This window comes from Bradyrhizobium sp. (assembly GCF_047605465.1).
Classification (GTDB): domain Bacteria; phylum Pseudomonadota; class Alphaproteobacteria; order Rhizobiales; family Xanthobacteraceae; genus Bradyrhizobium.
The window spans coordinates 82892-102829 of the sequence record NZ_JASGFS010000003.1 but is presented as its reverse complement, the minus strand read 5'-3'; the positions used below and the strand labels follow the sequence as shown (position 1 = coordinate 102829).

The window sequence follows — 19938 nt, the reverse complement described above, 5'->3', positions numbered from 1 at the left end:
TCGGAGCCTCTGCCTTTGGCGGGAGCATGGACAAACCCGCCGATGGCGGGTTTTTTGTTGCCTGACGACGCAGGCCAGGATGTGATGACGACGACGACACCGAATGCCGCGCGCGCCGGACTTCCCCGGGGGATCTGGGTGCTCGGCTTCGTTTCGATGTTGATGGACATCTCCTCCGAGATGATCCACGCGCTGCTGCCGATCTATCTCGTCACGGTGCTGGGCGCATCCACGCTCACGGTCGGCTTCATCGAGGGTATTGCGGAGGCAACCGCCTCGATCACGAAGATATTCTCCGGCGCACTATCGGACTGGCTGGGCCGCCGCAAACTGCTCGCCGCCCTCGGCTACGGATTGGCAGCCCTCACCAAGCCGATGTTCCCGCTCGCCCCCAGCGTCGGATGGCTGGTCGCGGCGCGTTTCATCGATCGCATCGGCAAAGGCATTCGCGGCGCTCCGCGCGATGCGTTGATCGCCGACATCGCCCCCGCCGGGATGCGAGGCGCGAGTTTCGGCCTGCGCCAATCGCTCGATACGATCGGCGCCTTCGTCGGACCGCTCGCCGCAATCGTCCTGATGTGGTGGACGGCGGATAATTTCTCCCTCGTGTTCTGGGTCGCGGTGCTGCCGGCGTTCCTCTCCTTCGGACTGATCGCGTTTGCGGTGAACGAACCGCAGCCGGACCCAGGCCGGCAGCCCAGCACGAATCCGCTCAAGGTCGACGCGATGCGGCAGCTTGGAGGGGCCTATTGGCGTGTCGTCGCAGTCGGCGTCGTCTTCACGCTCGCACGCTTCAGCGAGGCCTTCCTGATCCTGCGCGCGCAGAACATCGGCCTCAACGCAATGTGGGTGCCGGCCGTCCTCGTGCTGATGAACGTGGTCTATGCGCTTTCCGCCTATCCCGCCGGCGTGCTCTCCGACCGCATCAACAGGACGGGCCTGCTCACGATCGGCCTCCTCTTTCTCGCGGGGGCCGATCTCGCGCTGGCATTTTTGCCGAACATTGCGGGCCTTGCGCTTGGCGTGGCGCTGTGGGGGCTTCACATGGGATTGACGCAGGGCCTGTTCTCGGCCCTCGTCGCCGACGCCGCACCGCAGAACCTGCGGGGCACCGCGTTCGGCTATTTCAACCTGTTCACCGGCCTCGCATTGCTGGCGGCAAGCGTGATCGCCGGGGCGCTGTGGGACGCCTATGGTCCGGTCGGAACCTTCCTCGCCGGTCTCGGCTTCGCCCTGGTCGCTCTCGCAGGGCTGCTCGGCGTCGGCAGCGGGTTGGCCGTGGAGCGGAATTGATGACGGGGGGCCTTTCGTCGTGCTGAGTGGAGTGATCGCGATCGTGGTGGGCAGCGTTCTCGGCGGCTGCGCGCGCTATTTCGTCTCCGGTGCGGTCGCACGGCGGCTGGGCGAGACATTTCCCTGGGGCACGATGACCATCAACGTCACCGGTGCCTTCCTGATCGGCATCTTCGGAGCGCTGGCGACGCATCCGGGCTCAATATTCGCTTCGCCCAATCCATGGCTGTTCGCCGTGACCGGATTCCTCGGCTGCTACACCACCGTCTCGTCCTTCAGCCTGCAGACGCTGACGCTCGCCCGCAGCGGCGAGCCGATGCACGCGCTCGGCAACATCGTATTCTCGGTCGGGCTGTGCCTCGCAGCCGTCAGTTGCGGTTTCCTGCTCGCGGACAGCCTTGGAGGGTAGAGGCAGATGCAATCCCCCTCCTCCGTCGAGCGGCGGCGCGTCGCGGTGCTCTATGCCTGGGTTGCCGCAGGCAGCATCATCGGCGGCCTGGCGCGCTACCTGGTCGGACTCGCGCTCGACACCGGGCCCGGCTTTCCGTTCGCGACGCTGTTCATCAACGCGACCGGTTCTCTGATCATCGGCTTCTATGCCACGCTCACCGGCGCCGACGGCCGCGTGCTGGCGCGGCCCGAGCACCGGCAATTCGTCATGACCGGATTCTGCGGCGGCTACACGACCTTCTCGACCTTCAGCCTGGAAACCTTCCGCCTGTTCCACGGCGGCATGAAATACACCGCGCTGGTCTATGTCGGCGCCTCGGTCGTCTGCTGGCTGGCCTCGGTATGGCTCGGCCACATGATCGCGGGCCGTTACAATCGCTTGAAAAGGAGCTGATCATGCAAATTCCGCGTCAGGCAGTTTCGCTCCGGATCTTCATCGGCGAGAGCGACCATTTCGACGGCAAACCGCTTTATGAAGCGATCGTGATGAAGGCGCGCGAGCACCATCTGGCCGGCGCCACCGTGCTGCGCGGACCGATGGGGTTCGGCAAGTCGAGCCGGCTGCACACCTCGAAAATCCTGCGGCTCTCGGAGGATCTGCCGCTCCTGATCGAGATCGTCGACAGCGAGGACAACATCAACGCATTCCTGCCCATCCTCGATGGCATGATGTGGAGCGGATTGATCACCTTGGAGAAGGTGCAGGTCCTGCAATATGGTACGAAGGCCGAGAGCTGAACGCTCCGGCTGGAACCCAAGCCCGCCGTATCCAGGAGACGGAATGAACGACACCGTCACCAAGCCGAAGACACGAACCAAGACCAAGGTCGAGCGACCGCGCCTGCACAAGGTCATCCTGATCAACGACGATTATACCCCGCGCGAATTCGTCACGATGGTGCTCAAGGCCGAATTCCGCATGACCGAGGACCAGGCCTTCAAGGTGATGATGACCGCGCACAAGCTCGGCGTCTGCGTGGTCGCCGTGTTCACCAAGGACGTCGCCGAAACCAAGGCCAACCGTGCCACCGATGCGGGCCGCGCCAAGGGCTATCCGCTGCTGTTCACGACGGAACCCGAAGAATAGGTCGCAAGGCCGACGACGTCCGGCGCGCTTCGCGCTTCAGGCCATCACCACCGGCGTTTCCTCAGGCAGCCCGAAGACGCGCTGCGCCTTCGCGAAGCCCGCGATCGGAAACTCGCCGAGTTCGCGCCAGGACTCGCTGCAGACCTTGGCGAAACCTTCGGACACCACGACGGTGCGTCCGAGCCGGCCGGCGATCTTCTCCAGCCGCGCGGCGAGATTGACCGCGGGTCCGATGCAGGTGAAGTCGAGCCGGTTGCCGCCGCCGATATTGCCGTAGAGGATGTTGCCGACATGGAGCGCGACACCGAAACGAAAGCGCTCCACGACGTCGCCGACGGGATGCGCAAGCGCCTCGACGCTGGCGCGGGATTCGCGTGCAGCTTCCAGCACGCGCGAACAGACATGCGCGGCATCGCCGACATATTCGTCGATCGGAAACACGGCGAGCAGACCATCGCCCATGAACTTCAGAACCTCGCCGCCATGGGCGCGGATCGCAGTCACCTGGCAATCGAAATAGCGATTCAGGATGTCGACCACCGTCTCGGCCGGCAGGCGGTCGGACAAGGCGGTGAAGCCGCGCAGGTCCGACAGCCAGATCGCGGCCTGCATGGTGTCGTTATGGCCGCGCCGGATCTGGCCGGCGAGAATTCGCTCGCCGGCGCGGTTGCCGACATAGGTGTCGAGCAGCATCGAGGCGGTGCGGCGCAGGGTGACGATCTCGCTGACACGCGCGAGCGGCGCCACGATCGACCTGATCGTCGCGATCTCGTCGTCGCTGAAACCGCCGGGCTGCCGCGTGGTCCAGCTGCAGGCGTGGATCGAGCCGTCGAGAAAGCGCATCGGCGTCGCGATGTAGTCGGTGACGCCCTCGGCGCGCATGTCTTCGAGGAAGGGAAACCGCTTCGTGTCGAGCGAGTCGACCCGTCCCCTCACCTCCAGCCCGTCCTGGAAAACGATGCGCAGCGGACTGCGGGCGAATTCGGGCGTGTCCAGGATCTCGAAATCGACGGTGCCGACTTCGACCTTTTCCCCCGGGCGCCAGATGAAGTTGCGGCCGAAGATTTCCGGGTGCAACGTGCGAATGAAGAGGCCGAACCGCCACAGCGGCAATCCGGATGCGACCAGTTGCTCGCACGCGTCCGCGATCATCTCGGCAGGCCCGCGTGACGACCTGGCGCCGTCGATCAGCCAATTGATGATCCGCTGCAGCTCGGAACTGTCCATGCCCGCATTTGCGGACGAAGTTGCGGAATCGTCAAGCCACACCGCACGCCGGTGTTGCAACGCGAACGAAGCACCCGTTCCGGGCTTGCCTCGCGATGGCAGGGAGAGGCGCAGAGCGGGTCGCGTTAGCGCCCCACCTGTCCGCGGTCCCGCAAGAAATGGTCGGCGAGCACGCAGGCCATCATGGCTTCGCCGACGGGAACGGCGCGGATGCCGACGCAGGGGTCGTGCCGGCCCTTGGTGAAGATCTCGGTGTCGGCGCCCTGGCGATTGACGGTCAGGCGCGGCTGGAGGATCGAGGAGGTCGGCTTCACCGCGAACCGCACCACCACCGGCTGCCCGGTCGAGATGCCGCCGAGAATGCCGCCGGCGTGGTTGGACAGAAAGCGCGTCCCGTCATTGCCGGTGCGCATCTCGTCCGCGTTCTCTTCGCCCGTCAATTCCGCCGCGCCGAAACCGACGCCGATCTCGACGCCCTTCACCGCGTTGATGGTCATCATCGCAGCCGCCAGCTCGGAATCGAGCTTTGCGTAGATCGGCGCGCCCAAGCCGGCCGGAACGCCCTCGGCGACGACTTCGATCACCGCACCGATCGAGGAGCCGCTCTTGCGGATGCCGTCGAGATAGGTCTCGAAGAACGCGGCCTTGTCCTTGTCGGGACAGAAGAACGGATTGTTCGCGATCTCGTCCCAGTCCCATTTCCCGCGATCGATCTTGTGCGGGCCCATCTGCACCAGCGCGCCACGAACCCTGACGCCGGGCAGCACTTTCCGCGCGATCGCACCGGCGGCGACGCGCATGGCGGTCTCGCGCGCCGAAGAGCGGCCGCCGCCGCGATAGTCGCGCAGGCCGTATTTCGCCTCGTAGGTGAAGTCGGCATGGCCGGGACGAAACTTGTCCTTGATCTCCGAATAGTCCTTCGAGCGCTGGTCGGTATTCTCGATCAGGAGCCCGATCGGGGTGCCCGTCGTCACCTGCGCGCCGGTCTCGGGGTGCGCCATCACGCCGGACAGGATCTTCACCTGGTCCGGCTCCTGCCGCTGGGTGGTGAAGCGCGACTGGCCGGGGCGACGGCGGTCGAGGTCCTGCTGGATGTCCGCCTCGACCAGCGGGATCATGGGCGGGCAACCATCGACCACGCAGCCGATCGCCACCCCGTGGCTCTCGCCAAAGGTGGTGACGCGGAACATGTGGCCGAAGGTGTTGAAGGACATCGTCGCTCGCTGGCTAACGTTGAATGACAACGTCTAGGCTGTACATCAGCGTGACGTAACGCGATCCGTATGGCCGGTCAAATCCCGCCATCGCGGTCGTGGCCGGGCTTGTCCCGGCCATCCACGTTCTCGGTCACTGCGACCTGCAAAGCGCTGGATGCCCGGACACTGCGGCGCTTGGCGCGCCAGACCCGCGGTTAACCAAACTTCTCCAGCCGCCCGTCGCGGAAGACGTAGACGGCGCCCTGCTCGATATAGAGTTCGGCGGCGCTGGCGGGGGTTTCGATGCCCAGGGCCACCATCAGGGCCCGGCAGGTGCCTCCGTGGGCGACAGCCACGGTGTCGACCGTGCGCGACTCGTACCAGTCGCGCATGCGCGCCTGCACTGCCGCATAGGTCTCACCGCCCGCGGGCGCCACGCCCCATTTGTCGGCGAGACGGCTGGCATAGACGTCGGGATCGGACGCCTCGCTCTCGGCCAGCGTCAGCCCCTCCCAGACGCCGTAGCCGATCTCGCGGAGGCGATCATCGAGCGTGTAGTCGGCCACCGGCAATTCGAGCTTGCCGCGCGCGAGTTCCATGGTCTGGCGCGCGCGGCCGAGCGGGCTCGACACGAACGGCAGTGCCGCCTTGTCCTTGCCGTCGCGCCTGAACAGGTCGGCCAGAATGCCGGCGGCCTGCACGGCCTGGCCGCGTCCGCGCACATTCAGCGGGATGTCCTTGGTGCCCTGAAGCCGCCCGAGCGCATTCCACTCGGTCTCGCCGTGGCGAAGGAAGTAGATCGTGGGCACGGTCATTCCGGGTGAGGGTTAGTCCTTGCCGCCGAGCGAGATGTCCGGCGCGTCGGGGCGCTTCATGCCCAGCACATGATAGCCGGAATCGACATGATGCACCTCGCCGGTGACGCCGCGCGAGAGGTCGGAGAGGAAATACAACGCGCTGCCGCCGACATCCTCGGTCGAGACGTTGCGCCGCATCGGCGCGTTGTACTCGTTCCACTTCAGGATATAGCGGAAGTCGCCGATGCCGGACGCGGCCAGCGTCTTGATCGGCCCCGCCGAGATCGCGTTGACGCGGATGTTCTTCTCGCCGAGATCGGCGGCGAGATAGCGCACGCTGGCCTCCAGCGCGGCCTTGGCCACACCCATCACGTTGTAATGCGGCATCCACTTCTCGGCGCCGTAATAGCTGAGCGTGATGAGCGAGCCGCCATCGGTCATCAGCTTCTCGGCGCGCTGTGCCACCGCGGTGAACGAATAGCAGGAGATCAGCATCGACTTGGAGAAATTCTCCTGGGTGGTGTCGACGTAACGGCCGTCGAGCTGTTCGCCATAGGCGATCGCATGCACCAGGAAATCGATCTTGCCCCACTTCTCCTTCAGGACCGCGAACGCCGCATCGATGGTCGAAGCATCCGTGACATCGCAATGGCCGAGCACGAGGCCGCCGATTTCGGCCGCAAGCGGCTCGACGCGCTTCTTCAGCGCATCGCCCTGGTAGGTGAAGGCGAGCTCGGCGCCGGCCGCGTGGCATGCCTTGGCGATGCCCCAGGCGATCGAGCGGTTGTTGGCGACGCCGAGGATGACCCCGCGCTTGCCCTGCATCAGACCTGAATTCTGCGCCATATCTTAACGTCCCATCGAGCCGGCTTGAGTTCTGGAGGTACACCAGCCCTCCGGCGCGGTACAGTCCTAATCCGTGGCGCCAATGTGGTTTCGCCGGCCGGAATAGCCGTTCCGCTCGGGTGTTATGATCGCTGAGGCGCCCGGCGCCGAACGACAGGACGTCAACACGGCAATGAGCGCGTTTCGCCAGAGTGTGGAAACCATGATCCCGGCATTGCGCCGCTACGCCCGCGCGCTGACGCGCGACGCGGACGCGGCCGACGATCTGGTACAGGATACGTTGGTGCGGGCGCTGCGTTCCGAGCGCCTGTTCCTCGGAGGCGATATCAGGAGCTGGCTCTACACGATCCTGACCAACCTCAACAAGAACAGGCGGCGCTCGCTGGCAAGAAGACCGCAATTCATGCAGCTGACCGAGAACAACCCGGACGCCAGCGGGACCGAAGCCGAAGGGCGCGACATCGAGAAGGCGCTGGCCACGCTCGTCGAGGAGCAGCGCTCGGTGCTGCTGCTGGTGATGCTGGAGGGGCTGAGCTACCGCGAGGTGGCCGACATCCAGGGCGTGCCGATCGGCACCGTGATGTCGCGATTGGCGCGGGCCCGCGCCCACATCAAGGCATCGCTGGAGGGTCAGCGACCGGCGCTCAGGCGGGTGAAATGATGGCAGCGTTGATGCATCGCGCATGTCGTATCCTCCGCATGAGGAGGACGGCAACGCAGTTGAACCACGAACGAGATTTTGGGCCGCAGAGCCAGAGACGACCGCTATGAACGATCGAAAGATTTCCGTGACCGAAGACGAACTGCACGCCTATGTCGACGGCGAACTACCGCCCGAACGCCGCGCCGACGTCGAGGCCTGGCTCGACGCCCATCCCGACGATGCCGAGCGGGTGCGATCCTGGCGCACGATGGCCGAGATGCTGCACGCCCGTTATGACGCGGTCGCGCAGGAGCCGGTCCCGGCGCGGCTCGAACTCGAGCGGCTCGAGCGCCGCCCCTGGCGCTGGTTCTACGGCGCCGCTGCGGCAGTCCTGATCGCGTTCATGGCCGGCGGCACCGCCGGGTGGATCGCGCATGGGGCTGCGGCCGTCCCCTCGACCTTCCAGAGCTTCACCGAGGATGCGCTCGATGCTCACCGCCTCTATGTCGTCGAGGTCCGGCATCCCGTCGAGGTCCCCGGCAACGAGCGCGATCATCTCCAGGCCTGGCTGACCAAGCGCTGCGGCTGGACCGTGTTCGCGCCCAACCTGGAAGCGAGCGGGCTGAAGCTCGTCGGCGGTCGGCTGCTGCCGGGACCGAACGGGCCGGCCTCGTTCCTGATGTATGAGGGCACCTCCGGCGAGCGGTACACGATCTACACCGCCAAGACCGAGAGCGGCACGACGCAGATGCGGTACGCCAGGATGGACAAGGACGGTGCGTTGTTCTGGGCAGATCGCGGCGTGGGCTATGTCGTCAGCGGGGGTGGCGATCGCGACCGGCTGACCAAGCTCGCGCAGGCCGTCTACGACCAGGCCGAGAAGAACGGCGGCTGAGCAACCTCGCGAAGCCGGGTGCCTCGATTCCGTCATCGAAAATTTGGAATCAAGACATCGGCACGTCTCATTATCGCACCGGATGATCACGCGAAAATGAGCAGCGTTCGATCCGCCGATCGACGCGGGCGGCCTCGATTGGGGTTTTTGGTACCGCGCTGGTCCCCCTCTCGAGGCCGCACCTATTTGCGGCTGCCCGAACTGGGGAGCCGGCACGCCGCGCGAGCGCAAAAGCGCTCAAGGCGTCTGTTCGAGCATCATCCTCATGGAAGAGAACGCTCCGTTCTTCGGACGGCTCGCTCGCGCCCTAGCCGAGCCCGCTCCGTGGATTATAGGGGTGCTGGTCCCGCCACTTCTCCATCAATGCCTCAAGCTCGGCGTCGTTCCCGTCCGGTAGCATAATCCGGATGGTGACGAAGAGGTCACCGGTTCCGCCGGCCTTCGGCAGACCCTTGCCCTTGAGGCGGAAGGTCCGGCCGCTGGAGGTATTCTTCGGGACCGACAGTTCCACCGCGTTGCCGAGGGTGGGCACACGGACCTTGCCGCCGAGGACCGCCTCGTAGAGCGTGACCGGCAGGTCGATCCGCAGATCGGCGCCTTCGACCTTGAAGAAGGGATGCGCTGCGATGCTGATCGTGATCAGCAGATCACCCGGCGGATGGCCCTGCGCAGTCTCGCCCTGCCCCCTCAGCCGGATCTGCTGGCCCTCGGTGACACCGGCCGGAATCTTGACGTTCAGCTCCTTGCCGTTCGGCAGCCGCACGCGCTTCTCACCGCCCTTGACCGCTTCTTCCAGCGAAACGCTCATGGCAACGTTCAGATCGAGATCGAGCCCGATCCCGCCGGTGTCGAACTCGAACTGCGCGCCACCGCCGGCTCCAGGCCGCGCGCCACGCGCTCCCCCGCCGAACATGCTGTTGAGGATGTCCTCGAACGCCCCGGCACCCTGACCGGGACCGGCGCCGCCGCTGCGGAACGTATAGCTCTCGAACCCGCCCGGACCGGCGCGCCCGCGCGGCCCGCCGCCGCCCGGAAAACCTTGGAAACGCGGCTTGCCTTCGGCGTCGATCTCGCCGCGGTCGAACTGCTTGCGCTTGTCTTCGTCGCCGATGATCTCGTTCGCCGAATTGATCTCGGAGAAGCGCTCGGCGGCCTTGGGATCATCCTTGTTGCTGTCGGGATGATGCTTTTTGGCAAGCTTGCGATAGGCGCTCTTGATCGCGGCAGCGTTGGCGCTCCGCGGCACCCCCAAGACCTCATAGGGGTCGCGCATCCGTCTCGTCTCCTCTTGGGAAATCGGTATGTCTAAGGGCTCCCCGCCCCCATCTGCGTCTCATGTGGGGAGCGAGTGGTATTTTTGCAACTAGCCTGCGGAGCTGATTCCTAGCTCCGCCACGGCTTTAGCGTATGAATCTCCCAACGGCCACGACTGCTTTGGCAGCCGGCGCCCTGGAGCCAGCTTTCGGTGGTGCCGTTGACATAGCTTGCCAGGAAATCTCGGCACTTGCGGCCGTCCTCCGCGGCATAGGATTGCGCGATCGGCGTCACCGACCCGCGCGCGCCGGTCTCCGGATTCTCCCAATGCTGACTGGCATCCCTGTCGCCCTTGCTCAGGACATCGGAAGCGGCGTTCCGGGCGAAGGCAAGATCCGTCTCGGTCGGCGGGGCGTCCTTCGCCGGCCGCGCGATCGACCCGGTGAGGTCGCTGTCCTCAGCCTTGGCATAGGCGCTGGCGTCGTTGCGCGAAACGCTGCAGCCGCTGGCGCCGAGCCCGATCAGAATCATTGTCATGACAAAGCCGGACGGCCGGATCGCCGATAGGCCAACGCATTCCCATGCCCTATATAGGGCGGTAGCGGACAACAACGCGTTTTGGGCCGCGGGACGCAACTCGGACTCCGGACATGACCGACACGACCTCGATGAAACACCAGGCACCCTTAACATCCGGTGATTTTACCGCCGCCGACGAACCCTTCGCGTTGTTCGAGACCTGGCTGAACGAGGCGATCAAGAGCGAACCCAACGATCCCAATGCCATGGCGCTCGCGACCGTCGACTCCGACGGCCTGCCCGACGTTCGCATGGTGCTGATGAAAGGCTTCGATACCGAGGGTTTCGTCTTCTACAGCCACATCGCAAGCCAGAAGGGCCGCGAACTCGCCGCAAATCCTAAGGCGGCGTTACTTTTTCACTGGAAATCGCTGCGCCGTCAGGTCCGCATCCGCGGCAACGTGACGCCGGTGACCGACGCCGAGGCCGACGCCTATTTCGCCACCCGCCCCAAGCAGGCGCAGATCGGCGCCTGGGCCAGCAAACAGTCGCAATCCCTCGAGAGCCGCTTCGCCTTCGAGCAGGCGATCGCCAAGGTCGCCGCCAAGTATGTCATCGGAGACGTGCCGCGGCCGCCGGGCTGGAGCGGCTGGCGCATCACGCCCTCGCGCATCGAATTCTGGCACGACCGCCCATTCCGCCTGCACGATCGCATCGAATTCCGCCGTGACGCGGCGGGCCAGCCGTGGTCCAAGACGCGGATGTACCCTTGAGCCTCGTCCTCATCAGCCCTGGGCCGACCTGAAAGATGTCCATGCCGCATTCGTCCAACGTGCCGCGTCGCACGCTCCTCCTCACAGGAGCCAGCCGCGGCATCGGGCACGCCACAGTGATCCGCTTCTCCTCGGCGGGCTGGCGCGTCATCACCTGCTCGCGGCATCCCTTCCCGGAGGACTGCCCGTGGGATGCTGGTCCTGAGGACCATATCCAGGTCGACCTCGGCGATCCCGCGGACACCGCGCGCGCCATCACCGAAATCCGCCGCCGGCTTGAAGGCGGCGCGCTGCATGCCCTGGTCAACAACGCCGCGATCTCGCCCAAGGGTCCCGGCGGCGCACGGCTTGGCTCCGTCGACACCGAGCTCGACACCTGGACGCACGTCTTCCACGTCAACTTCTTCGCGCCGATCATGATAGCGCGCGGACTGATCGAGGAGCTGAAGGCGGCCAAGGGCTCGGTGGTGAACGTCACCTCGATCGCGGGCTCGCGCGTGCATCCGTTCGCGGGCGCCGCTTATGCCACTTCGAAAGCCGCGCTCGCCGCGCTGACGCGCGAGATGGCCTCGGACTTCGGCCGCGTCGGCGTGCGCGTCAATGCGATTGCGCCGGGCGAGATCGACACAGCGATCCTGTCGCCAGGGACCGAGAAGATCGTCGACCAGCAGATTCCGATGCATCGCCTCGGCACGCCCGACGAAGTCGCCAAGATCATCTATGTGCTGTGCACGGACACCTCGTCCTACGTCAACGGCGCCGAGATCCACATCAACGGCGGCCAGCACGTTTAGACCGGAACGGGCGGAGCATGGGCCGGTTCGCGAGCACTGCGTCACTCTACGAGCATTTGCGGCCGCCTTACCCGCCCGAATTCTTCGGCAGCGTGGCGCAAACACTCGGCCTTTCCAAACGAAGCGCCTTGATCGATCTTGGCACCGGTCCCGGACTGCTCGCGCTGGGTTTCGCCCATCATGCCGGCCGCCTCGTCGGCGTCGACCCTGAGCCTGCCATGATCGAGGCCGCGCGCCGCGCGGCTGCATCCGCCGGCCACGCGCTCACGCTCATCGAGGGAAAGGCCGAGACGCTTGGCCCCGACATCGGCTCCTTCGACATCGTGACGATCGGGCGCGCGCTGCACTGGATGGATCGCGAGGCGACACTCGCAAGGCTCGACCAGCTGGTTGCGCGTGACGGCGCCGTCGTGATCTGCGCGTCGTTCTCCGCCACCGACGGCCGCAACCCGTGGCTCGATGGCTACAATGAAATCCGGCGCCGCTGGTCACCGACCAAATTGTGGGAGGAGGCCGGCCGAGGTACGCGAACCCATCGCGATCTCCCCGCGTTCTTTCGCGGCAGCGCGTTTCAACCGACCGAGCTCGTCACGGTCGAGACCGGTCATCCGGTCGATATGCACGATTTGGCGAAACGCACGCTCACATATTCGTCGTCATCGCCGGATGCCCTGGGCGAACACGTCGAGGCGATGCTGAGCGACGTCGAAGCGCATCTCGCTTCGTTCAGCCACGACGGCATGATCGCCGAGACCATTCTCTCGACGGCGCAGATCGTGAAGCGCTAGGGGATTTTTACCGCGGAAGACGGGGAGCAAGGCGATCCAGACAACGCCGCCGCAAGACTGGATCGCCTGTTCTTCCTTCCGTTCTCAATCGGCGCGAAACCGACGCAACTGTTCGCGCAGCCGGGGAGTGGCTGCATTGATTGCAGTCGAGCAGTCGTCATCGCTCTCACCGTCGAGCAACGGAGCACCACAGTGCCGGCACATGCGTGCCGACATCGACGACGCCCGGCCGTTCGCCAGGACCTGACGATAGTTCGCCAGATCGATGACGTTGCGGGGCGACGTTATGTTTTTTTCAACCATGGCTGTTCCTCGCGGCTATCCGCTGCTTATCGCAGACAAGTTTCGCCCAAACCTTCAGCCCACCGCTCAAATTTTACCGGAGGAATTGGGGCAGAACACACGCGTCTCGGCGCGGCCTCAATCCCGATCTATTCTGCGACATGATGCGCCGTGTCTCTGTGAACGACGTAACATCTCGGTAGCTATTTTCTCAGGGCGAACCGATCAGAGCCACTTCTTGAACTTGAAGATCCAATACGGGACGATGGCTGCGATCAGCATCATCACCAGCGCCAGCGGATAGCCGTGCGCCCATTCGAGTTCCGGCATCACCTTGAAGTTCATGCCGTAGATCGAAGCGATCAGCGTCGGCGGCATCAGGACAACAGCCATGACCGAAAACAGCTTGATGATGTTGTTCTGCTCGAGATTGACGACACCGAGCATGGCGTCGAGCACGAAGGTGATCTTGCTGGAGAGATAAGAGGCGTGGTCGGTCAGCGAGGCGACGTCGCGCTGCATGGTCTTGAGCTGCTCGCGCATGTCTTTCGACCATTTCACGCCCTCGACCACCGCAGAGAGGAAGGTCACGACACGGCCGATCGACACCAGACTCTCGCGCACCTTCGACGTGAGGTCTCCCTTCCGGCCGATCGAGATCAGGATCTGGGAGTACTGCTTGGCGTGGCCGTGGCGCTCGCTCTCGGGCTCGAAGATGTCGTGCGAGACCTGGTCGATCTCGGCACCGCAGCGCTCCAGGATGTCGGCACAGCGATCGATCACCGCGTCCAACAGTTCCATGAGGACCATTTCGCCGGTGACGGCCGGCGTGCAGGAACGGGCGAGCTTGGCCTCGACCAGGGCGAAGGGCTTGGGCAGGTCGTACCGGACCGTCACCAGGCGATGGTCACCGAGGATGAAGGTCACGGCCGTGGTCCGAGGCATGTCGGTATCGGAGTGGCACATCAGCGTCGCCGTCATGTAGCGCGCGCCGTTCTCGATATAGAGGCGGCTGGAGATCTCGATCTCCTGCATGTCCTCCCGGGTCGGGATGGCAATGCCCGAAAGCCGTTCCACCGCCTTGTCCTCAGCTGCGGTCGGGTTGACCAGATCGATCCAGACCGCGTGCTCCGGTACCGCCCCGAGGTCATCGACGACAGCCTTCTTCAGGGAGGATTCGGAGGGAACAAACACAGAAAACATGAACGACTCCAGCGGAGGGCCTGCGGCGGATTGACAGTCCTTTAGCGCGATTCTGACAAGTTCATGATGACAAGCAAATCAACGGCGCGCCTGCATTTGTGCTCCAACCGTGGCACGGAATCGACAGTTCGGCACCCCCTGCCCAAAAACCAGCCCGAAGTCGCAAAACTTGCGGCAAAAAAGCCACAGCTGCGGTCTTGCAGCGCGGGAAAAGGTCCGAAACGCTGGAATTGTGGCAGATTTCAACGATAATGAAGATCAACGGAGTCGTGGACTTTGGGTCCGGCTCAAGCCCCACGGATGCTTGTTGATTTCGATTGGAACCAAATCATGTCGTCGTTGAAAGTTATGCTGGGTGTTTTGGCCGCGGGCCTGATGCTGTCGGGCTGCATGCAGGCCACTCATTTTGAGGCGACCGACGCCAAGGCCTTCAAGCCGAAGGACAAGGAGCTCCTTGCCAAGGTTCGGTACGAGAACACCCCGGTCGCGGAGCCGTTCCGCCGCGCCATCGTCGAGTATCACCGCAAGGAGACGCCGGGTTCGATCCTCGTCGATTCCGACAATCACTACCTCTACTACGTTCTCGATGGCGGCAAGGCGATCCGCTACGGTATTACCGTCGGCGAAGAAGCCATGGCCTGGTCCGGCATTGCCAAGGTCGGCAGCATGACGGAGTGGCCGGCGTGGCATCCGACCCCCGGCGAGATTTCGCGCCTGGGCGTGCCGACCTACGTTGCTCCGGGTCCGGACAATCCGATGGGCTCCCGCGCGATGTATCTCTACTCCGGCGGCAAGGACACGCTGTTCCGCATCCACGGCACCAACCAGCCGGAATATATCGGCGCCTCGATCTCGTCGGGCTGCATTCGCTTGACCAACGAGGACGCGATCGACCTGTACAACCGCGTCAAGGTCGGCACGATCGTCGTCGTGCTCGAACCGAAGCACGGCGACTCGCCCTACAATTCGCGCCTTGCGCTCCAGGGCGGCGGAACGGGCCAGGCGGGCAATTACTGATCGCCTTCAGAACCCACGGATCTGCAAAAGCGCCGGTTTCACCGGCGCTTTTTTGTTGCCGCCTTGTCCTTGCCTGAAGAAGCGGGCTTGTCGGGCGCAGCGGTCGGCTTCGCAGCCTCCTGATCCTCGGCCTCATCCTTGGCATCCGGCTTGGCCGCGACTTCCCGTGGCGGCGCCTCCTCGGGCCGTTCGAGCGGCAGCAGCGGAGCGACGTGAGGCAAGGGATCCCAGACGTTCCATTGGCAGATCCGGTAGTCGTTGCGGCGCTGCGCCAGGTCGAGATGGATGTGGTCCTCATGATACCAGTCCGAGCCTGGGCCAAGAACGGTGGTGAAGCGCGAGCAGACCGAATGCAGCACGCGCTCGCGCACATCGCGGGACATGGAGCGGTCGGTCAGCCCGATCGACTGGCCGTTGGCGAGCTTGATCGCGCGGACGTCGAGCGCATTGGCCTTTCCATGCTCGGACAAGGTCGCTCCGGCCACGCGGTTGCGGCCACGGCATTCGAAGCTGTCGAAATTATCGAGATCGGTGATGGTCGTGCCGAGGCTCGCAGCCAGCGGCACCATGTCCTTGCGCACCCAATCGGCGATGGCGGACGCCATGGTGCAGCGGAGCGTCGCCGCCGGCTTGACCGAGACCTTCCTCTGGTCCGGCAGCACGATGGCCTCCAGCCGCACCAGATCCTCGCCGCCGCAGGCGCCGGGCCCCCGGATATCCGGGATCGAGGGCGCGATCGCGATGTCGTCGGTCAGCGCAAGGCGGCAGGCCGAGGCCTGTTTCTCGGGCGGCGGGGCGGCCTCCGACGGCCTGTCGGTGCCGGGCTTGTCGGAGGAAGGCTTATCGGAAGGCTTGCCGGAGGCCTCCGGGACAGGCTCCTCGGGTCCCCTGGGCGCCTCCTCCGGGCGCGGTTTCGGCAGGGGAATCCTGGCCGAATGAACGGTTGTGCGCGGCCTAGGCGTTCCAATGCCGAAAATATCGAAGGGTGAAGAATTTTTTTTCGCCTCGGCCCGCTCAGCGGGCATCAGCGACAGGCCGAGCGCAACAGTAACCGTTGCCGCCCAGGCGGACATATTGCCGCGACAAGACCATTTGCGGCGAAAGTCCGGCAGGCTAAAACTCATGACAATTCTTTGGCCCTGCGCTGAGAGCGACAACGCGCCCAGCGACTTTTCGGAGGAACGTCTGAATGCTTGGTTTGATGCAAGACTGGCCCCTGCTCTGCCACCGGATCATCGAACACGCCGCCAAGATTCATGGCAAGCAGGAGGTGGTCACGAGGTCGATCGAGGGGCCGATCCACCGCACCAACTACGCCGAAATCCACAAGCGCGCGCTCAAGGTCTCGCAGGTGCTGGAGCGCGACGGCATCAAGTTCGGCGACCGCGTCGCCACGATCGCCTGGAACACCTGGCGCCACCTCGAGGTCTGGTACGGCATCATGGGCATCGGCGCCATCTGCCATACCGTCAATCCTCGCCTTTTCCCCGAGCAGATCGCCTGGATCGTCAACCATGCGCAGGATCGCATCGTGATGACCGACATCACCTTCGTTCCGGTGCTGGAAAAGATCGCCGACAAGCTGACGAGCGTGGAACGCTACATCGTGCTCACCGACAAGGCGCACATGCCGCAGACCACGCTGAAGAACGCGGTCGCCTACGAGGACTGGATCGCCGAGGCCGACGGCAAGTTCAAGTGGAAGAACTTCGACGAGAACACCGCGGCCGCGATGTGCTACACGTCGGGCACCACGGGCGATCCGAAGGGTGTGCTGTATTCGCATCGCTCCAACGTGCTGCACGCGCTGATGGCCAACAATGTCGACGCGCTCGGCACCAGCGCGTCGGAGACAATGCTGCCGGTGGTCCCGCTGTTCCATGCCAATAGCTGGGGCATCGCCTTCTCGGCCCCCTCGCAGGGCACCAAGTTGGTCATGCCGGGCGCCAAGCTCGACGGCGCATCGGTCTACGAGCTGCTCTCGACCGAGAAGGTGACGCACACCGCGGGCGTGCCCACGGTCTGGCTGATGCTGCTCCAGCACATGGCCGCCAACAACCTGAAACTGCCCGACCTGAAGATGGTGATCTGCGGCGGCTCGGCGATGCCGCGCTCGATGATCAAGGCGTTCCTCGACATGGGCTCGAACGTGCGCCACGCCTGGGGCATGACCGAGATGAGCCCGATCGGCAGCGTCGCGGCGCTGAAGCCGCCGTTCCAGAATGCGACCGGCGATGCGCGGCTCGACGTGCTGCAGATGCAAGGCTACGCGCCCTTCGCCGTGCAGATGAAGATCACCGACGATGCCGGCAAGGAGCTGCCCTGGGACGGCAAGACCTTCGGCCGCCTGAAGGTCTCCGGTCCCGCCGTTGCCAAGGCCTACTACCGCGTGGATGCGAACATCCTCGACGAGGACGGCTTCTTCGACACCGGCGACGTCTCGACCATCGACGAGGACGGCTACATGCGGATCACGGACCGCTCCAAGGACGTGATCAAGTCCGGCGGCGAGTGGATCTCCTCGATCGACCTCGAAAACCTCGCGGTCGGCCACCCTGCCGTGGCGGAGGCGGCGGTGATCGGAGTGTTCCACCCCAAATGGGACGAGCGGCCGCTTCTGATCGTGCAACTCAAGCAGGGCCAGCAGGCGAGCCGCGAGGACATCCTGAAATACATGGATGGCAAGATCGCCAAATGGTGGATGCCTGACGACGTCGCCTTCGTCGACGGCATCCCGCACACGGCTACCGGCAAGATCCTGAAGACGGCGCTGCGCGACCAGTTCAAGGATTATCGCTTCCCGAACGCGGCGGCATAACAGGCCGGGCGCGCCGCAGGTTTCGGGATGGTCCAAGGACCAGCCCCCAGATCTCGTCATTCCGGGTTCGCGCCTCGCGCGCCCCGGAGTGGCGGGCAATGGCACGGCCCGTCTCCCTTGAATTTGCCGCCGGGCCGTGGTCTCAACGGGGCAGTCGGACCAAATCGGCCGGCGTCGCTTCCAAACCACGACAGAGCTCCCGATGGCCCGCAGGTTTTCCGCTCCCTACCAGTCGGAGCCCGTGTCCAGCCTCGCGACCTGGGCACGCAATCTGGCCGTGTTCGCGGTGGTGGCGGTCGTGGTGTCGATCATCATCGTTCGCTTCGGCTTTCTGGAGATCAAGCCGGCGCTCGCGACCTTCTTCGGCGGCCTCGCGATCGCCGCGCTCTCGATCCTGTTCGGCCTCGCCGGCTTTGCCGCGATCTGGCAGAACGGCTCGCGCGGCATGGCGCGCATCCTGGTCGCGTTCCTGATCGCCGCGCTGATCCTGGCCTATCCCGCCTATCTCGGCCTGCAATACCGCAAGCTGCCGGCGATCCACGACATCACCACCGATCCCATCGATCCGCCCCGCTTCGACGCGCTGGCGCGCCTGCGCACCGGTGACGGTGCCAATCCGGCCGTCTATGCCGGTCTCTATTCGGCCGAGCAGCAGCGCCAGTTCTACCCGGACATCGAGCCGATCGAACTCGAGATCACCGCCGAACGCGCCTATGCGATCGCGCTGCAGATCGTCACCAAGCGCAAATGGCTCGTGATCGACGAGCGTGCGCCGCAGCCGCCGCGCCGCATCGGACGCATCGAGGCGGTGGCTCGGACGCCGATCATGGGATTCCGCGAGGACGTCTCGATCCGGGTCGTGCCCGACGGCGACGATTCCCGCGTCGATATCCGCTCCGCCTCGCGCTATTTCGAGAGCGACCTCGGCAGCAACGCCGCGCGCGTCACCAAGTTCATCGACGATCTCAACACCGCCGCGGATGCCGATGCGCTGAAACCGGTGAAGAAGACGCCGGTCGCGCCGCCCAAGACGCCGGCAAAGACGGTGAAGAAGTAGCCGCAGTCTCGCCGACGCGCTTCAGAGCGACCGGAGCGACACGCGAAGGCTAGCCGTTCGCCATGCGGTACACGCCCGTGATGACGGGGTCGCCGTCGGTCGCCACCACGCCGCGGGCGACGAGGTCCTCCAGATGCGCCAGCACGGAATAGCCGGCGGCCGTGGTCAGCCTCGGATCGATGCCGATATAGATCGCACGCACCATGGTCGGGATGTCGGCCTCACCCTTGGCCAGGCGATGCAGGATCGATGCTTCCCGAGCCCTGCGGTGACGGATCAGGAAGCGCACGAAGCGCGGACCGTCGGGAATCTCGGGGCCATGGCCCGAAAAATAGAGATCCTCCTCGCGCGCGGCGAGCCGGTCGAGCGACTCCATGTAGTCGATCATCGAACCATCGGGCGGCGCGACGATCGAGGTCGACCAGCCCATCACGTGATCGCCGACGAAATTGAACTTTCGCTCCGGCCAGACGAAAGCGAGGTGGTTGGCGGTATGACCTGGCGTCGCCACGGCCTCCAGACGCCAGCCGGCGCCTTCGATGACGTCGCCATGCGCGACCCTGACGTCGGGCGCGAAATCGCGATCGGCGCCAGATTCCGGATTGTGCTTCTCGCTCTCGAAGCGCGGCCGCGAGGCGCGATGTGGGCCTTCTGCATAGACCGGCGCCCCGGTCGCCCGCTTGATCCGCGGCGTGTTCGGCGAGTGGTCGCGGTGCGTGTGGGTGACGAGAATATGGGTCACCGTCTCGCCGCGCACGGCATCGAGCAGCGCGGCCGCATGGGCCTCATCGTCCGGACCGGGGTCGATGATCGCGACGTTGCCCTTGCCGACGATGTAGCTGACCGTGCCAGAGAAAGTGAACGGGCTCGGGTTGTTGCAGAGCACGCGCCGCACGCCGGGGCGCACCTCCTCGACGACACCAGGCTTTAGCGGAAAGTTGCGGTTGAACGGGACGTCGTCGTTGTCGGACATGGCATTTCCTTACGTACCGTCACTCT

General features: G+C 64.9%; 23 protein-coding genes. 13 read left to right on the top strand and 10 right to left on the bottom strand.

Annotated features, from left to right (window positions below; translation table 11 throughout):
• Positions 1-84: 84 nt before the first annotated feature.
• From QM712_RS04230 to clpS, 5 genes are read left to right on the top strand one after another with little or no spacing between them, the layout of a single operon-like run.
• The gene (locus tag QM712_RS04230) at positions 85-1293 is read left to right on the top strand and encodes an MFS transporter (RefSeq protein ID WP_415022039.1); all 1209 of its coding nucleotides are present in this window, start codon (positions 85-87) and stop codon (positions 1291-1293) included.
• A 19-nt stretch (positions 1294-1312) separates the two neighbouring features.
• A complete protein-coding gene (gene crcB, locus QM712_RS04225) occupies positions 1313-1702 on the top strand; it encodes a fluoride efflux transporter CrcB (RefSeq protein ID WP_415021793.1) in 390 nt (129 codons plus the stop codon).
• Positions 1703-1708: 6 nt separating this feature from the next.
• Complete coding sequence (crcB, locus tag QM712_RS04220; RefSeq protein ID WP_415021792.1) at positions 1709-2137, top strand: fluoride efflux transporter CrcB; 429 nt, start codon at positions 1709-1711, stop codon at positions 2135-2137.
• A gap of 2 nt (positions 2138-2139) precedes the next feature.
• Positions 2140-2481 (top strand): DUF190 domain-containing protein, encoded by a 342-nt coding sequence (locus tag QM712_RS04215; protein WP_415021791.1) that lies wholly within the window; start codon positions 2140-2142, stop codon positions 2479-2481.
• Positions 2482-2524: 43 nt separating this feature from the next.
• Positions 2525-2830, top strand: coding sequence for an ATP-dependent Clp protease adapter ClpS (gene clpS / locus QM712_RS04210; RefSeq protein ID WP_415021790.1), 306 nt, complete (start codon positions 2525-2527; stop codon positions 2828-2830).
• A gap of 36 nt (positions 2831-2866) precedes the next feature.
• On the opposite strand, the gene QM712_RS04205 is transcribed toward clpS, so the two are convergent.
• The 4 genes from QM712_RS04205 to fabI form a co-directional block, all read right to left on the bottom strand.
• Positions 2867-4057 carry an adenylate/guanylate cyclase domain-containing protein gene (locus tag QM712_RS04205; RefSeq protein ID WP_415021789.1) on the bottom strand — a complete coding sequence of 397 codons (1191 nt, stop codon included), beginning with the start codon at positions 4055-4057 and terminating at the stop codon, positions 2867-2869.
• A gap of 125 nt (positions 4058-4182) precedes the next feature.
• Positions 4183-5271, bottom strand: coding sequence for a chorismate synthase (aroC, locus tag QM712_RS04200; protein ID WP_415021788.1), 1089 nt, complete (start codon positions 5269-5271; stop codon positions 4183-4185).
• 197 nt (positions 5272-5468) lie between these two features.
• On the bottom strand, positions 5469-6068 hold the full coding sequence (locus tag QM712_RS04195) for a histidine phosphatase family protein (RefSeq protein ID WP_415021787.1): 600 nt from the start codon (positions 6066-6068) through the stop codon (positions 5469-5471).
• Between the two features lie 12 nt (positions 6069-6080).
• Entirely contained in the window at positions 6081-6896 is an 816-nt protein-coding gene (gene fabI / locus QM712_RS04190; protein WP_415021786.1) for an enoyl-ACP reductase FabI, read from the bottom strand.
• A 172-nt stretch (positions 6897-7068) separates the two neighbouring features.
• Between fabI and QM712_RS04185 the strand changes: the two genes are divergently transcribed.
• Entirely contained in the window at positions 7069-7557 is a 489-nt protein-coding gene (locus QM712_RS04185) for a sigma-70 family RNA polymerase sigma factor (RefSeq protein WP_415021785.1), read from the top strand.
• A gap of 106 nt (positions 7558-7663) precedes the next feature.
• Positions 7664-8434, top strand: coding sequence for an anti-sigma factor family protein (locus tag QM712_RS04180; protein ID WP_415021784.1), 771 nt, complete (start codon positions 7664-7666; stop codon positions 8432-8434).
• A 307-nt stretch (positions 8435-8741) separates the two neighbouring features.
• Here the strand turns inward: QM712_RS04180 and QM712_RS04175 are convergent, their stop codons facing one another.
• Positions 8742-9707 (bottom strand): DnaJ C-terminal domain-containing protein, encoded by a 966-nt coding sequence (locus QM712_RS04175; RefSeq protein WP_415021783.1) that lies wholly within the window; start codon positions 9705-9707, stop codon positions 8742-8744.
• A gap of 110 nt (positions 9708-9817) precedes the next feature.
• Positions 9818-10225 (bottom strand): RT0821/Lpp0805 family surface protein, encoded by a 408-nt coding sequence (locus QM712_RS04170; protein WP_415021782.1) that lies wholly within the window; start codon positions 10223-10225, stop codon positions 9818-9820.
• A gap of 113 nt (positions 10226-10338) precedes the next feature.
• On the opposite strand from QM712_RS04170, the gene pdxH reads away from it, so the two are divergent.
• The 3 genes from pdxH to QM712_RS04155 are packed head-to-tail and all read left to right on the top strand — an operon-like array spanning position 10339 to position 12562.
• Entirely contained in the window at positions 10339-10980 is a 642-nt protein-coding gene (pdxH, locus tag QM712_RS04165; protein WP_415021781.1) for a pyridoxamine 5'-phosphate oxidase, read from the top strand.
• Between the two features lie 41 nt (positions 10981-11021).
• Positions 11022-11774: an SDR family NAD(P)-dependent oxidoreductase gene (locus tag QM712_RS04160; RefSeq protein WP_415021780.1), complete on the top strand. Its 753-nt coding sequence runs from the start codon at positions 11022-11024 to the stop codon at positions 11772-11774.
• A gap of 17 nt (positions 11775-11791) precedes the next feature.
• Complete coding sequence (locus QM712_RS04155) at positions 11792-12562, top strand: class I SAM-dependent methyltransferase (RefSeq protein WP_415021779.1); 771 nt, start codon at positions 11792-11794, stop codon at positions 12560-12562.
• A gap of 84 nt (positions 12563-12646) precedes the next feature.
• On the opposite strand, the gene QM712_RS04150 is transcribed toward QM712_RS04155, so the two are convergent.
• Together QM712_RS04150 and QM712_RS04145 are read right to left on the bottom strand one after the other, a co-directional pair.
• Positions 12647-12865, bottom strand: coding sequence for a hypothetical protein (locus QM712_RS04150; RefSeq protein ID WP_415021778.1), 219 nt, complete (start codon positions 12863-12865; stop codon positions 12647-12649).
• A gap of 204 nt (positions 12866-13069) precedes the next feature.
• Positions 13070-14047 carry a magnesium transporter CorA family protein gene (locus tag QM712_RS04145; protein ID WP_415021777.1) on the bottom strand — a complete coding sequence of 326 codons (978 nt, stop codon included), beginning with the start codon at positions 14045-14047 and terminating at the stop codon, positions 13070-13072.
• 330 nt (positions 14048-14377) lie between these two features.
• Between QM712_RS04145 and QM712_RS04140 the strand changes: the two genes are divergently transcribed.
• Positions 14378-15064: a L,D-transpeptidase gene (locus tag QM712_RS04140; protein WP_415021776.1), complete on the top strand. Its 687-nt coding sequence runs from the start codon at positions 14378-14380 to the stop codon at positions 15062-15064.
• 38 nt (positions 15065-15102) lie between these two features.
• Here QM712_RS04140 and QM712_RS04135 read toward each other — a convergent pair whose 3' ends face one another.
• Entirely contained in the window at positions 15103-16188 is a 1086-nt protein-coding gene (locus QM712_RS04135; RefSeq protein ID WP_415021775.1) for an extensin family protein, read from the bottom strand.
• Between the two features lie 65 nt (positions 16189-16253).
• On the opposite strand from QM712_RS04135, the gene QM712_RS04130 reads away from it, so the two are divergent.
• Both QM712_RS04130 and QM712_RS04125 read left to right on the top strand, forming a co-directional pair.
• The gene (locus QM712_RS04130) at positions 16254-17882 is read left to right on the top strand and encodes a fatty-acid--CoA ligase (protein ID WP_415021774.1); all 1629 of its coding nucleotides are present in this window, start codon (positions 16254-16256) and stop codon (positions 17880-17882) included.
• A gap of 202 nt (positions 17883-18084) precedes the next feature.
• On the top strand, positions 18085-18939 hold the full coding sequence (locus QM712_RS04125) for a DUF1499 domain-containing protein (protein WP_415021773.1): 855 nt from the start codon (positions 18085-18087) through the stop codon (positions 18937-18939).
• A 49-nt stretch (positions 18940-18988) separates the two neighbouring features.
• Here the strand turns inward: QM712_RS04125 and QM712_RS04120 are convergent, their stop codons facing one another.
• Positions 18989-19912 carry an MBL fold metallo-hydrolase gene (locus tag QM712_RS04120; protein ID WP_415021772.1) on the bottom strand — a complete coding sequence of 308 codons (924 nt, stop codon included), beginning with the start codon at positions 19910-19912 and terminating at the stop codon, positions 18989-18991.
• Positions 19913-19938: the final 26 nt, after the last annotated feature.